The sequence below is a fragment of the Clostridium sp. AF35-15 genome (genome assembly GCF_003477745.1).
Taxonomy (GTDB): Bacteria; Bacillota; Clostridia; order Lachnospirales; family Lachnospiraceae; genus Otoolea; species Otoolea fessa.
In genome coordinates this window covers 175,724-190,767 of sequence record NZ_QUDY01000005.1, presented here as the reverse complement: position 1 = coordinate 190,767, position 15,044 = coordinate 175,724, and the positions used below count along the sequence as shown (strand labels likewise).

General features: G+C 44.2%; 12 protein-coding genes. 10 read left to right on the top strand and 2 right to left on the bottom strand.

From position 1 onward, the window contains the following. The first annotated feature begins 19 nt into the window (after positions 1-19). The 8 genes from mtnA (at position 20) to fliB (ending at position 9,377) form a co-directional block, all read left to right on the top strand. Positions 20-1,093 (top strand): S-methyl-5-thioribose-1-phosphate isomerase, encoded by a 1,074-nt coding sequence (mtnA, locus tag DWZ76_RS07880; RefSeq protein WP_243017792.1) that lies wholly within the window; start codon positions 20-22, stop codon positions 1,091-1,093. A gap of 13 nt (positions 1,094-1,106) precedes the next feature. Further along, positions 1,107-2,279: a BMP family ABC transporter substrate-binding protein gene (locus tag DWZ76_RS07875; protein ID WP_118472351.1), complete on the top strand. Its 1,173-nt coding sequence runs from the start codon at positions 1,107-1,109 to the stop codon at positions 2,277-2,279. 32 nt (positions 2,280-2,311) lie between these two features. Further along, positions 2,312-3,853: an ABC transporter ATP-binding protein gene (locus DWZ76_RS07870; protein WP_118472350.1), complete on the top strand. Its 1,542-nt coding sequence runs from the start codon at positions 2,312-2,314 to the stop codon at positions 3,851-3,853. Further along, complete coding sequence (locus tag DWZ76_RS07865; protein WP_117795411.1) at positions 3,840-4,988, top strand: ABC transporter permease; 1,149 nt, start codon at positions 3,840-3,842, stop codon at positions 4,986-4,988. The genes DWZ76_RS07870 and DWZ76_RS07865 overlap by 14 nt, the downstream gene beginning before the upstream one ends. Beyond that, positions 4,988-5,947 carry an ABC transporter permease gene (locus DWZ76_RS07860; RefSeq protein ID WP_106999892.1) on the top strand — a complete coding sequence of 320 codons (960 nt, stop codon included), beginning with the start codon at positions 4,988-4,990 and terminating at the stop codon, positions 5,945-5,947. Before DWZ76_RS07865 ends, DWZ76_RS07860 begins: the two co-directional genes overlap by 1 nt. A gap of 3 nt (positions 5,948-5,950) precedes the next feature. After that, the gene (locus DWZ76_RS07855; protein ID WP_118472349.1) at positions 5,951-7,225 is read left to right on the top strand and encodes an amidohydrolase; all 1,275 of its coding nucleotides are present in this window, start codon (positions 5,951-5,953) and stop codon (positions 7,223-7,225) included. 314 nt (positions 7,226-7,539) lie between these two features. Beyond that, positions 7,540-8,235, top strand: a complete 696-nt coding sequence (locus tag DWZ76_RS07850) for a TMEM165/GDT1 family protein (RefSeq protein ID WP_118467698.1) — start codon at positions 7,540-7,542, stop codon at positions 8,233-8,235. Further along, entirely contained in the window at positions 8,223-9,377 is a 1,155-nt protein-coding gene (gene fliB, locus DWZ76_RS07845; RefSeq protein ID WP_118472348.1) for a flagellin lysine-N-methylase, read from the top strand. The genes DWZ76_RS07850 and fliB overlap by 13 nt, the downstream gene beginning before the upstream one ends. Before the next feature lie 186 nt (positions 9,378-9,563). Here fliB and lexA read toward each other — a convergent pair whose 3' ends face one another. Further along, entirely contained in the window at positions 9,564-10,181 is a 618-nt protein-coding gene (gene lexA, locus DWZ76_RS07840; protein WP_022359416.1) for a transcriptional repressor LexA, read from the bottom strand. A 182-nt stretch (positions 10,182-10,363) separates the two neighbouring features. Then, positions 10,364-11,278: a hypothetical protein gene (locus DWZ76_RS07835; RefSeq protein WP_118472347.1), complete on the bottom strand. Its 915-nt coding sequence runs from the start codon at positions 11,276-11,278 to the stop codon at positions 10,364-10,366. Between the two features lie 978 nt (positions 11,279-12,256). Here DWZ76_RS07835 and DWZ76_RS07830 point away from each other — a divergent pair. Continuing rightward, on the top strand, positions 12,257-12,559 hold the full coding sequence (locus DWZ76_RS07830) for a LysM peptidoglycan-binding domain-containing protein (protein WP_022359414.1): 303 nt from the start codon (positions 12,257-12,259) through the stop codon (positions 12,557-12,559). Between the two features lie 183 nt (positions 12,560-12,742). Beyond that, positions 12,743-14,992 carry an alpha-galactosidase gene (locus DWZ76_RS07825; protein WP_118472346.1) on the top strand — a complete coding sequence of 750 codons (2,250 nt, stop codon included), beginning with the start codon at positions 12,743-12,745 and terminating at the stop codon, positions 14,990-14,992. Positions 14,993-15,044 lie beyond the last annotated feature (52 nt).

The window sequence follows — 15,044 nt, the reverse complement described above, 5'->3', positions numbered from 1 at the left end:
AAACAAAGGAGATGATAAAGTGGACAATCAGTCAGAAGCAATCAAAAATGTGTACTTGCATGAAGACGGCAAAGCTGTGATCATCATTGATCAGACTAAGCTTCCAACGGTTACCGAATACCTGACCCTTGGAACGGCGAAGGATCTGTATGATGCCATTTTTGAATTGAAAGTCCGGGGAGCACCGGCAATCGGAATTTGTGCGGCATTTGGAATGTATGTTCTGGCCGGAACGATTGAAACCGGGGATTACGATGAGTTTTTAAAGAAATTCAGAGAGTATAAGGATTATCTGAACTCTTCCCGTCCAACGGCAGTGAACCTGAGCTGGGCATTAAACCGCATGGAGCAGGTAGTGACAAGCCACAGCGATGCTTCTGTACCAGAGATTCTTGGATATCTGAAGAAAGAGTGCATGGATATTCAGGAAGAGGACAGCCAGATGTGCAGAGCGATTTCTGAATATGGTTTAAGCCTTATTAAGGACGGAGACGGAATTCTGACACATTGCAATGCCGGACCCTTAGCCACCTCCCGCTATGGAACTGCCTTAGGACCTCTCTTCCTTGGAAAAGAGCAGGGCATGAATTTCCATGTATTTGCAGATGAGACAAGGCCGCTTCTTCAGGGAGCAAGACTTACCTCATATGAGTTAGATCAGGCAGGAATCGATGTAACATTGATTTGTGATAACATGGCCAGCATTGTAATGAAAAACGGCTGGATCCAGGCCTGCTTCGTAGGCTGTGATCGTATCGCTGCCAACGGTGATGCGGCCAATAAGATTGGAACCAGTGGTGTTGCAATCCTTGCAAAACATTACGGAATTCCGTTCTATGTATTAGGACCGAGTTCAACCATCGATCTTGACTGTGCAACTGGCGATGATATCCAGATCGAACTTCGAAGTCCGGAAGAGATCAAAAGCAAATTTTATGAAAAACCGATGGCACCGGAGGGTGTCAAATGTTATAATCCGGCATTTGATGTAACCGATCACACGCTGCTCGCCGGAATTGTAACGGAAAAAGGAATCTGCAGACCACCGTATACGGAGAGTCTTGCAAATATGTTTGGCAAAAACAAAAAATAGGAGGAAAAGATTGATGAAAAAATTATTTGGTATTGTAGCAGGTGTAGCAGTATCCGCAGCGTTAATGACAGGATGCGGTGGAAACAATAATACAGCCGAGACAAAGGAAAATACGGCTGAAACAGCAGCAGCTTCTGCTGAGAACGCTGATGGAGATTTAAAGATCGCCATCGTGACCAGTCCATCCGGTGTAGATGACGGCTCCTTTAACCAGGATAACTACAACGGTATCCTGAAATTTATCGAGTCTCATCCGGGAGCAACCGTAACTCCGGTTCGCGAGGAAACCGGTGATCCGGCTGCAGTTATTCAGGCAGTTGCTGATATCGTTGCAGACTACAATGTGATCGTATGCCCGGGCTTCCAATTCTCCGGAATCGGAACCATCGCAACCGATAACCCAGATGTAGATTTTATCCTTGTAGATACGAATCCGACCGATTCTGAGGGTAATGACATCGAATGTGATAATATTTATGCAATGACTTTCAAGGAGCAGGAAGGAGGTTTCTTCGCGGGAATGGCAGCTGCACTGGAGTCTGAAAGCAAAAAGGTAGCTGTAGTAACCGGTATTGCATACCCAAGCAATGTAAACTATCAGTACGGTTTTGAGAGTGGTGTCAATTACGCAAATGAGAAATATGATACCGGTGTTGAGATCGTAGAGATCCCATCTTACGCAGGCGTTGACGTTACCAATAAAAATGTAGGTGGAAACTATGTTGGAAGCTTTGCAGATGAAGCAACCGGTAAAGTTGTTGGAAAAGCTCTCATCGATGAGGGCTGTGATATTCTGTTCGTAGCTGCAGGCGGTTCTGGAAACGGTGTATTTACTGCTGCTAAAGAAGCTGGCAATGTAAAAGTAGTAGGCTGTGACGTAGACCAGTATGATGATGGTGCTAACGGTTCTGATAACATTATTCTGACTTCTGTACTGAAAGTTATGAGCATGAACGTAGAGAAACAATTAAATGCTATCGCAGACGGAGGTTTCCAGGGAGCAAACGCTCTGTTAGGTGCAGATTCTGATTCTGTTGGTTATGTAACAGAGGAAGGACGTCAAAGCATGTCTGAGGATACCGTGAAGAAGATGGACGAAGCATATGAACTTGTAAAAGATGGAACTATCGTTCCGGCAGCAAACTTTAACGGAATTGAGCCGGAAAATTTCCCAGGATTGAAATAATACGTTCTGTACCAGAAAATGAGGAGGCTTAAATGTCGGAATATATCATTGAAATGAAGCACATCACAAAACGTTTCCCAGGTATCGTGGCAAACGATGATGTGACGCTTCAAATTAAAAAAGGTGAGATCTTCGCACTGCTTGGCGAAAACGGTGCCGGAAAATCAACTTTGATGAGCATGATATTTGGTATGTATGAACCGGATGAAGGTGAGATCTTCATCCGGGATAAGAAAGAACAGATTCATTCTCCAAGCTACGCAACAAAACTCAATATTGGTATGGTCCATCAGCATTTTAAGCTGGTACAGAATTACACGATTACAGAAAACATTATTCTGGGTTTAAAGAAGAAAGACAAACTGTTTGGAATCCTTCCCTATGTTGATTTAAAAAAAGCAGATCAGGAGATCGAGGCGCTTTCTAAGAAGTACGGTCTGGAAGTCAATCCGATCGATGTGATCGAAAATACAAGTGTATCGACACAGCAGCGTGTCGAGATCCTGAAAATGCTGTACCGGGAAGCTGAAATTCTGATCTTTGATGAGCCGACAGCAGTGCTGACGCCTCAGGAGATTGAATCCCTGCTGACGATCATCCGCAACCTCAGAGATGATGGAAAAACCATCATCCTGATCACCCATAAGCTGGAGGAAATCAAAAAAATTGCAGATAGATGTGCGATTTTAAACAGAGGAAAGCTCATCGATGTTCTAGATGTCGCCACGACCTCTACAAAGCAGATGGCCAATTTGATGGTTGGACGGGAAGTTTCTTTTGAAGTAGAGAAATCAGAGCCTCATTACCGGGAGACTGTGTTAGAGGTAAAGAATCTCACTGTAAAAAATCAGGATCATTTTGAAGTAGTAAAAAATGTATCCTTTTCTGTCCACGGCGGAGAAGTATTTGCCATTGCCGGAGTATCCGGCAATGGTCAAATTGAGATTGCAGATGCGATTGCAGGAGTTGAGAAGGCAGCTTCAGGTAGTATTCTTCTGAATGGAGTCGATATCACCAATTACTCCATCCGCAAACGAACCCTGGAAGGAATCTCTTATATTCCGGAGGATCGGCAGAGCTGCGGCCTGGTCATGGATTTTACCCTGGAGGAAAATCTGGGACTGAAAAACTACTTCCGAGAACCATTTTCCCATAAAGGTGTACTGGATAAAGCAGAATTTTCCCAGTACGGAAATGAACTGATTGACCGGTATGACATCCGGAGCAGTCAGGGAAACAAGACCATTGTCCGCTCCATGAGCGGCGGTAATCAGCAGAAGGCCATCATTGGAAGAGAGATTGAACTTCAGTCTCCTCTGATGATCTTTGTGCAGCCAACCAGAGGTCTGGATATCGGAGCCATCGAAAATATCCATAAGCAGATTATCCGACAGAGAGATGCAGGAAAGGCAATCCTGCTGATTTCGTTAGAGCTGGATGAGATCATGAATTGTGCAGATACCATCGGAGTAATATATAATGGAGAAATCCAGAAAATAGCAGCTGCAAAAACGCTTACATCAAATGAAGTGGGAGAATTTATGATGGGGGTGCACCAAAATGCTGAAAATTAAACACAGATTGAAAAAGATGCTTGTCAGACTCCTGGGAAATGAAAAATACCAGGGTATCACCATTCCCATGTCGGCCATTTTCTTAAGCCTTCTGGCTGGAGCTGTGATCATTCTTTCGCTTGGCAAGAATCCTCTGTCGGCCTATGGTAACCTTCTTCAGGGGGCTGGATTCCTCCCGAAACCGAGTTATGCCGGATATAAGAATATGCTGACCGACTTCACCAGTTATATGAATGCCTGGACTCCGATGCTTTTTGCGTCTCTGGCAGTAGCAGTCGGTATGTGTGCCGGACTCTTTAATATCGGTGTCTCCGGTCAGATGCTTACCTCTGGTTTTATCACAACTCTGGTGATCGGATATAGTTCCCTTCCGGCAGCGGTGGCTAAGCCATGCGTACTGATTGTCGGAGCAGTCGTTGGTGCACTCATCGGTGCACTTATTGGCTGGTTAAAATACAAATTTAATATCAATGAAGTCGTATCTTCGATCATGATAAACTATACGGCCCAGTATGTGATCAGCTTTTTCATCAACACGTACTATATCAATCCGGTTTCCAGGCAGTCCCAGGCCGTCTCGAAAGCATCCCGCCTGACTCTGATGGACACACCCGTCGGAAACTTGAAAATGGATATTCCCTTAGGAATCCTTCTTGCAGTTCTGACTGCAGTCCTGGTGAAGTTCGTGTTAGATCGCACCGTATTTGGCTATGAACTCAAATGCGTGGGACTTGGAAGAAAAGCGGCCATGTATGCAGGTGTCAATGTTGGCAAAAGCATGATCATGGCGATGATGTTCTCCGGTGCATTAGGAGGCCTGGCAGGAGTGACGTACTACCTGGGGTATTTTGGTTCGATTCAGCCCCGCGTCCTTCCAAGCACCGGTTTTGATGCCATCGCAGTGGCACTTCTTGCAGGAAACCATCCCATCGGCATCATATTTTCATCTCTTCTGATCACAGTGATCAGCAAGGGCAGTACCTACATGAATTCAGCATCCGGTCTGGAATCAGAGATCGCATCCGTTATCACCGGATTGATCCTGCTGTTTTCCGCCTGCGGTGTATATATCCGTTACAAAGTGAATCGAATGAAACAAGAGTTAAATGAAGAGACAGAAAGGGGGATCAGCTGATGGAACGAATCCTGATTGATGGTTTATCCTTTGCGATCCCGCTGTTCGTAATGGCAATCGGAGGGATCTACAGCGAAAAGAGCGGCGTGACGAATCTGGCTTTGGAGGGATTGCAGGGAATGGGGGCATTTATAGGCGCCTTTGTGGCCGTTCTGGCTGCAGGCTATTTTGGAAGCAATTCCCAGGTTCCTTATTATCTCGCAATTGTATGTGCCATGGCAGGTGGAATGCTGTATTCGCTCTTATATGGACTGTTATGTATCCGTCTGAAGGCAAATCAGATCATTGGCGGAGTCGTGATCAATATCCTGGCTATGTCACTGACTGCATTTTTTACAAAACTTTTAAACCGCCTTGTGTTCGGTGCAGCTTCGGAAAAATTTGTTCTGGGTGTGTCTGCACGGTTTACAATTCCGCTGCTCTCCGGCATCCCAGTAATTGGAGCCGCATTTAAAGATGTCTATCCATTTGAGATCCTGATCCTTCTGATCGCAGTTGTTGCCTGGTATGTGCTGTATAAAACGCGTTATGGCATGAATCTTCGTGCCTGTGGAGATAATCCTCACGCAGTAGACGCAGCAGGAGAGAATGTTACCCGGATCCGTCTGATTGCAGTCCTTGTATCCGGTGCTCTGTCCGGTCTGGCTGGAATCAGCTTTGCTTATTCCATTTCAGCGAACTTTTCTTCCAACATCTATGTGGGATACGGATATCTGGCGATTGCAGCCATGATATTCGGAAACTGGAAGATCCTTCCTACACTTGGATCCTGCCTGCTGTTTGGTTTTGCCCGATCCGGAGGCTATTATCTTGTCCAGAAGATGCAGATGCCCAGCAGTTACTCGGATCTTGCCATGACGCTGCCTTATATCGTTACAATGCTGCTTTTGATTTTCTTCTCAAAATACAATCGTGCTCCTCGTGCACTTGGAGAGATTTACGACAAAGGAAAGAGGTAGAACATGAATATTCGTTTTTATAATGCCCAGATTCTTCCGATGAATGGAAATATGGATATCATCCACGGAGAGGTATGGGTCGAAGGGAACACTATTACATATGTAGGTCCTCATAAGGAATGCGGCAATGTGTGGGACCGTGAGATCGATGCAGAAAAAAATCTCATCATGCCGGGCTTTAAAAATGCACATACGCACACAGCCATGACGTTTCTTCGATCCTATGCGGATGATATGCCGCTGCAGGACTGGCTGACAAAGCAGATCTTCCCGATGGAAGCAAAATTACAGCCGGATGATATCTACTGGCTCTCCAAACTGGGAATCATGGAATACCTGACCAGCGGTATTACCTCCTGCTTTGATATGTATCTGAATACAGAAATGATGGCTAAAGCATCGGTAGAATGTGGATTCCGGAGTGTACTCGTCAGCGGAATCAATGATTTTTCCTCTTCATTGGAGGAAGTGGAGGCAGATTTTAATACCTACAACCAATATGATGAGCTGATCAGGTATTGTCTGGGATTTCATGCAGAATACACTTGTTCCGAAGAACTCTTAAAAAAGATTGCCGAGCTGTCACAGCGCTACAAGGCTCCTGTATTTGCTCATATGTCAGAAACAGAACGGGAAGTGGCAGAGTGTGTACAGCGCCATGGAACTACACCTGCAGCTTATCTGGATTCCCTGGGCTTATTTGAACATGGGGGCGGTGGATATCATTGCATTTGGTTTACCGATGAGGAAATAGAACTCTTCCGCAGGAAAGGACTGACAGCGGTAACCAATCCTGGATCCAACACAAAACTTGCAAGCGGCATCGCCAACACTACGGCATTTTTGAAACACGGAGTCAATATGGCCATCGGCACAGATGGACCAGCCAGCAACAACTGCCTGGATATGTTCCGGGAAATGTTTTTAGTGACGGGACTGGGAAAACTTCATGATCGGGATGCATCTGCAGTACCAGCAGAAGAAGTTCTGAAAATGGCAGTAACCGGCGGTGCAAAAGCAATGGGACTGACAGACTGCGACTGCCTTGCAGAAGGCAAAAAGGCGGATCTGATTATGATCGATCTGAACCAGCCGAATATGCAACCTATCAACAACCCGATGAAAAACCTGGTATACAGCGGAAGCAAACAGAATGTGAAGATGACCATGATCAACGGCAAGATCCTCTATGAAGACCAGAAATTCTTCATTGGGGTGGAGCCAAAGGAAGTTTACAAAAAGGCAAATGAGATCATAACCCGAATGAGACAATCGTAGGTAAAAGCGTTAAATTCCGTTGACAACACATTCTTTATTTGATACTATTTATCAAGTAAATTCAATATTCCATGAGGGAGTAGTTAGCGCGAAAGTGTGGTTTGTCAACATTCTGATTATAGCAACTGTATAATCTGGCAAATCTTAAATAATGAGACTCATGTATATCGATGGACGACAGTTTTTGTATCATGCATAGCTGTCAGTTGATATACATGAGTTTTTCTTTTGTGCATTGATGCAAAAAAGGGAGGACATCATAATCGACAGTGAGCGGTGAGGGAACATGCATTACATCTAGGAGGAAATGAAAAATGATGCTGTTTTTTAAAGTGTTTTTTACAGAATTTATCGCAGAGATGGGCGATAAAACCCAGCTTATGCTGATTGCTCTCACTTCAAAATATAAGTTGAGAGATATTATACTAGGAACTGCGGCGGCGATTCTTGTTCTGAATGGTCTTGCGGTTCTGGCGGGCGGACTTGTCAGTGAATTTATTCCTGACTGGCTTATTAAGATGATTGCAGCACTTGCATTTCTGTATTTCGCCGCATCGACTCTTGCCGGTGATGATGAAGAAGAAGAGGATGAGGGCGGTAAATCAAAGATTCAGTTTGCACCCTTAGCTGTTTTTTGTACATTTTTTGTGGCAGAACTGGGAGATAAGACTCAGCTTACAGCCATCACGTTCGGAGCCAATGAAGGCATGAAATCAGCCTTTGTTGTATGGATTGGGTGCTCTCTGGGACTTTTTGCAGCGGATATTCTCGGAATGCTGGTTGGATATCTTTTAAAGAGCAAAACTCCCGATGGGCTGCTGAATACACTGGCATTTGTTATTTTTTCCATATTTGGTGCTTTCACACTTCATCAGGGACTGAACATGATGAACGCAAGAGTCTGTCCGATTCCGGTATGGCCGGTATGGATTGCTGCGGCTGTTATTTTTACTGCCTTATGTGCCTGGATCTATATAAAAAGAAAGAAGGAAAATAAATGCGATATTTAAAACCACATTATTATGATAAATTTGTCTGTACAGCAGGAGATTGTCCGGATAGCTGCTGTGCCGGATGGCAGATCATGATTGATGAAACCTCTCTGGAGCGATATGGAAATGAAAAGAGCGAGTTCGGAACGCGATTACGCAATTCTATTGACTGGGATGAAGAATGTTTTTACCAGAACAATCGGCGCTGTGCATTTTTAAATGAAGAAAATCTCTGCGATCTTTATAAAGCACTGGGACCAGATTCTCTTTGTGATACCTGCCGGATGTACCCGAGACATACGGAAGAATACGAGGGACTTCGGGAATTGTCTCTTTCCCTGTCCTGTCCGGAGGCGGCTAGAATCATTCTTTCCTGTAAAGAACCGGTCCGTTTTCTGGAAGAAGAGGACGATTTGGAGGACGATTTTGAAGAATTCGATTTTATGATGTTTTCCCAGTTGGAAGATACAAGAGATGTTCTGTTTTCGATTTTACAGGATCGATCCCTTCCTCTGACACTCCGAATGTCGGCATCCGAACAGCTGACAGAACAATATCAGATCCGGGTGGAAGAGCAGAAGGAATATGAAATTGATGAACTTTTGCGAAACTGTGAAGCTCATCATCAGAGAAAAAAACTTCAGGAATTTGTATCAGAAAGTCTTGCTGAAAAAGGCATTGATGCAGCATCTCTCCATCGGTGGGCACGCCAGATAGAAGAATTGCAGGTACTACGCGGTCTGGAACGCCTGCGTCCGGAATGGGATGATGTGCTGGATGGTGCTGAAAAGTGGCTGTATCAGGGAAGTGAGGAAACCTATCATAAAATTTGCGAAGAATTTCATAAGGCATATGGAAGCTTAGGAAGTCACAAAGAAGAATGGGAAAATCTGGGCGAGCAGCTTTTAATGTTTTTTGTCTATACCTATTTTTGCGGGGCTGTCTACGACGATATGGTCTGTTCCAAGATGGAACTGGCATTGTTCTCTGTCCGCTGGATACAGGAATTTCTGATGGTCCGATGGCTGGAAAATGGAAAGAAACTTTCCATGGAGGATGTGGAAGAAATCTCCTGGAGATATGCCCGGGAAGTAGAACATTCCGATGATAACTTAAATGCACTGGAAGACTGGCTTTTTGAGCGGTATGCGCCGGTTTAATCACCGAAAGAAGCATATTGCAAAAATGAATCATACGAACAAAAAAGCTCTATTCTATAAAATTGAGCGTACCGTATCTCCGGACGTCAACGAATAGCATAGAGCTTTTGAGTTAAATTTTGCCACATAATGCTTCTGTCATTTTCATGATAATAAGCAAAAGGTAAGCGTCAGTAAATCAAGAGGTTACCGCATAAGGCGCAGCAGACCGATTACTTTGCCAAGAATCTGTACTTTATCCACAATAATCGGATCCATGGTTGCATTCTCCGGCTGGAGACGATAGTGACCGTTCTCCTTGAAGAAACGCTTAACGGTAGCTGAATCATCGATGAGTGCAACCACGATCTCGCCATTCTCTGCGACACTGGTCTGTTCCACGATAACACGATCTCCGTCATAGATGCCCACATCGATCATACTATTGCCGCGAACCTTCAGCATAAAAGTTTCGCTGTTCGGAAGCAGTTCTGCCGGAATTGGGAAATAGTTCTCCACATTCTCATCAGCCAGAATCGGCGCACCGGCTGCTACAGTACCGATAAGGGGTACATTCACCAGTTCACGGCGGGACAGGTTAAAGGTGTCATCAACGATCTCGATGGCTCTCGGTTTCGTCGGATCCCGGTGAATATATCCGTTCTTCTCAAGCTGTTCCAGATGAGAGTGGACAGAAGAGGTAGACTTAAGCTGTACCTTTTCACAAATTTCACGTACCGTCGGCGGATAACCTTTCTTTAAAATGCATGCTTTAATAAATTCCAAGATCTCTTTCTGTTTATCTGTAATACGTCCCTGTGCCATATAGATTCCTCCTGTCGATGAAGTATATAAAATGTTTTTAATATCGGATATACAGTGATTCTGGCAGGATACAAGTCGAACGCCCACCTGATGGGACCAGCAGCTGAATCACTGAAAGGTTTGGCCTATAGTAAGCCCTTATTATATTATATATAGTAACATATGTTCGGGCAAAATGCAAACTATTGTTCGTCTTTATCAATGTTTTCTTTTTTAAGCTGTTCTCTTGCCTGCTCAAGCAGCACTTCCAGACGGGCATTTTCTTTGTCCGCCTGACGAAGGAGTTCCTGCATTTCCCGTTCTTTTTTGAATAGTGCGCGCTCCATCGTAAGCTCCGCCTGGGCTTTGCATTGCTGAAGACCCATATCAGCATCTGCTTTTTGTTTTGATAATTCCTGGGTAAGCTCTGTGAGTTTCTGCTGTAGTTCTTTATTTTCAGTTTCAAGTGCCAGAATCCGATCGGATGCATGCTGATAGGACTCTGACTTTACCTCCTGTTCCTTCTGAGAGTGAGAGAGAGCAAGTACAGTATCATGAAGCTCCTGTTTGCATTGCAAAAGCTCATTCTTAAGCATTTCTTCTGATTCTTTTGAATGTTCATTTTTCTTCAGCTGATTTTGTGCCTCTTCTAGTTTCTCCTTCAGCATCTGGTTGATCTGTTCCTGGTCAGCAGCACCTTTTCTGAGCGATTCTAGCTGTTCGGTGAGTGCCTGTTCCTGCTTGGTCAGCAAAGCGGACTCCGCATCCATTTTTTTCTTTTCTGCTTGAAGTTGTTCCACTTTTTTCTGTAACTCTGTGAGGCGCAGTTCTTTTCTCTGGAGTTCAGAAGAGAACTCCTCCCGTGCTCTGGCTTCTGCATTCTGGTTCAATTCCAAGCTATACAGATATGCGGAGGTAATGGACTTAACCATGGTTTCAAACTCCTCAATCTCGACGCTTCTCCCTGGAATTGAGGATTTGGCTTGATTTAACTCAAACACCTGCATCACATGATCAAAGCCCTGGGCCTGGTTCATTCCTTTTTGTTCGCAAAATGCACGGAAAGCATCCGCTGTATCGGAATCGATTCGAAAGTTTGCCTGTTTAATTTCTCCCATATTCTATATTCTCCAATCTATTTTTTTGTAACTGTTTATGCAACTATTCAGTAGGTCTGCGCATTTACTGCGCTGACCGTACGAAAACATGGGTCAGCAGGCAAAAATCCCATTGCCGTAGGTAATTTTTAATGGATTTTTGCGTGTGACTGTGAAGGTACTGAACAATTACCTGTTTGTTTAATACCCTGACATTCTTGCTGCGAGGTGGTAACTGTTCATACTCATGTAGACAGTTACGCGATATAATACTCTGCTTATCAAACTGATTTCAAAGAAGTGCTTTGCAAAGATCATGCGCCAAGTCTTATAACGTTCGATTTAAACTGAAATTTCAAATTGCGTCATACTTTATTTTATGTATATAGATTATCATGAAACCACAAGAGCGTCAATCTGATTCCGTGATATGTTATATATATGTTATACATGATTATTGTTATACATAGATTATGGTTTCAGTAGTAAAAATAGGAATGAAACTATCAACTATTCGTGAAAGGATGCTTTCGCGAATAGTTTCATCGACTTTTGTGGTTATATTTGCCAGAAATAGCAGCGCAGTTTTATGCAATATGTATGATTCCCTATAAAAATCTATATACCTAAAGTATTTAGATTTTTATAGGGAGCAGGTGTCTGTTGCTTACGAGCAGAGCCGCGTTTTCTTACGGCACTTTTGAAACCGAAAATACCGTAAGAAAAGGTGGTGGCAACAGAAATTTGCCGTATTTAAATGCGAAGACACGGAAAATTTCGTTACTGGGCACGTATGCGTGAACAGTAGCAAGCTGCGAACAAATGTTTGCTTTTTTCTTTCGAAACCATTGACAAACATTTGTTCGTATCGTATAATGTAGCTATACAGAACAAATGTTCCTGACATTTTTATAATATTCAAATCTCTTCTCATTCTTTAAGAACAGATTTGAATACAAAAAGACGATTCCAACAAAACACGAGAGGAGAAGATTGCAAATGTATACGTTGAAAAAAGGTGTTATGGTTTTAGCTGTTGTTTTCATCATGCTGCTTTCGGGCTTTTTTGGACGGAGTCTGATGTATGTGATGGCTGAGGAAGAAGCAGATACTAGACCGGAAAAGTACTATACCAGTATTCATCTGAAAGATGGAGATACGCTCTGGAGCATTGCTCAGACATATTGTGCAGATTCGGAGGAGTCAGTTGAAGAGTATGTACGGGAGCTGCGTCAGATGAACAGTCTTTCGGATGACCATATTGACGCAGGGCATTACCTGACCATTCGTTATTATAAATAAATCGTTACCGTTCACATACACGTACACACAACCGATAACAGAGACAGAATCAAATTTATAGAATTTTCCATATTCCTGTCCGTAGTCTGTTCATTTAATCTATTTTCTGGTAGAATAAAGTTTAGCAAACAGTCTATATCTGATTAAATGACAAGCGACAGATGAACAGGAGGAAATAAGGATATGAGTATTGTATATCACGAATCATCGAAGATATTTCATTTATATAACCAGACCATCAGCTATATCATGATGGTTCTTCCAAACGGACATATGGGACAGCTGTATTATGGGAAAAAGATTCGTGACAAGGAAGATTTCTCATACCTTCTTGAATTAGCTCCCAGAGACATGGCATCTTATCTCTATGAAAACGATCGCACCTTTTCACTTGGACATATTAAGCTGGAGTACGGTACTTACGGAAGCGGTGATTACCGGCATCCGGCAGTAGAGATTCTCCAGAATGATGGAAGTACCTATTCAGATTTTCAATTTACTGGATATCAGGTTACATCCGGAAAGCCAAAACTGCCAGGACTTCCTGCTACTTATACTGAACAGGACGGGGAAGCTGAAACTCTTATTATTACGTTAAAAGATACCCATACTAATCTGGAGCTGCATCTTTTATATACAATATTTGTCGAGGGCGGTGTCATTGCCCGAAGTGCTTCTATTTCCAATCAGGGAGACATTTCTGTACAGGTTCAGACCGCGATGAGTCTTTGCCTGGATCTTCCTGACCACGATTATGAGTGGATGCAGTTTTCTGGGGCATGGGCGAGAGAGCGCGCACTCCACACACGCAGGCTTGAGTATGGCATTCAGGCGATTGACAGCACCCGGGGACATTCTTCCCATGAGCAGAATCCGTTCATTATTTTAAAACGCCCTTCGGCTGACGAATTTCAGGGAGAAGCCATTGGCTGCAGCTTGATTTACAGCGGTAATTTTCTGGCTCAGGCAGAAGTGGAGTCACATGGAACCACCCGTCTTATGATAGGAATTAATCCGTTTGGCTTTAGCTGGGAGCTGAACCCTGGTGAAACCTTCCAGACTCCGGAGGCAGTGCTTGTTTACTCCTCTCAGGGACTTAACGACATGAGCCAGACTTTTCACCGGCTGTATCGGCGCCGACTGGCAAGGGGGTACTGGCGTGATCGCGAGCGCCCAATCCTGATCAATAACTGGGAGGCAACTTACTTCAATTTTACCGAAGAAAAACTTCTACAGCTGGCTTCCAGAGCGCAGAAATGCGGCATAGAGCTGTTTGTTTTAGATGACGGCTGGTTTGGTGCCAGAAGCAGCTCAAAAGCCGGACTGGGCGACTGGGAGGCAAACCGTGACCGTCTGCCAAACGGTCTTTCCGGACTGGCACAGAAGATAGAAGCGCTCGGCATGAAGTTTGGTCTCTGGATCGAACCGGAGATGGTAAATGCCGATTCCGATTTATTCCGCACGCATCCTGATTGGATCCTCCAGGTTCCAGGGCGAACGCCTTGTCACGGACGTTACCAGTATGTATTGGATTTTTCCCGGCAGGAGATCCTTGATTACATCTATGAAAAGATTGCATCGATTCTGGAAGGCGCCTCCATTTCCTATATCAAGTGGGATATGAACCGAAGTCTCAGTGATGTATGGAGCAGAGGAGTTTCCGCCAGACAGCAGGGAGAAGTATTTCACCGCTATATTCTGGGTGTTTATCAGATGTATGAGCGGCTGACAACACGCTTTCCGGACATTCTGTTCGAATCGTGCGCCAGCGGCGGAGCGCGTTTTGATGCAGGTATGCTGTATTACGCACCGCAGGGATGGCTCAGTGATAATACAGATGCGATTGAACGCCTGCGGATTCAATACGGTACTTCCTATGGTTACCCGATCAGCTCGATGGGATCCCATGTATCTGCTTCTCCGAACCATCAGCTTCATCGTCAGACACCGCTTTGGACACGTGCCAATACCGCGTTCTTCGGAACTTTCGGCTATGAACTGGATCTGGCACAGCTCGGAGAAGATGAGCTATCTGAATTAAAAATTCAGACCGCCTTTATGAAACAGCATCGGTCCCTGATTCAGTATGGTACTTTTTACAGACTTTCCAGTCCGTTTGAAAACAATATCACTGCCTGGATGGCAGTCAGTGAAGACCGCACAGAAGCCCTGGTCGGCTGGTACCGGACACTGAATGTCGCCAATGGTCCGTTTACGCGGCTGTATTTACAGGGACTGGAAGAATCCGATCTTTACAATGTCACGGAATATACAGAAGGACATGAAAGTGCCGTAAGCACCCACTATGGTGACGAACTGATGAATTTAGGACTGATTACCAGTGACGCCTCTTCCGGACAGTATATGGATGGTAGAAGAGAGAGCTGCGACTTTGATTCTCGCCTGTTTTATGTACAAAAGCAGGCTGAATAATAAATAAGATAAAAGCATTAAAAAGGGATTCTCCCGAAGCTGGTTTTCAAAG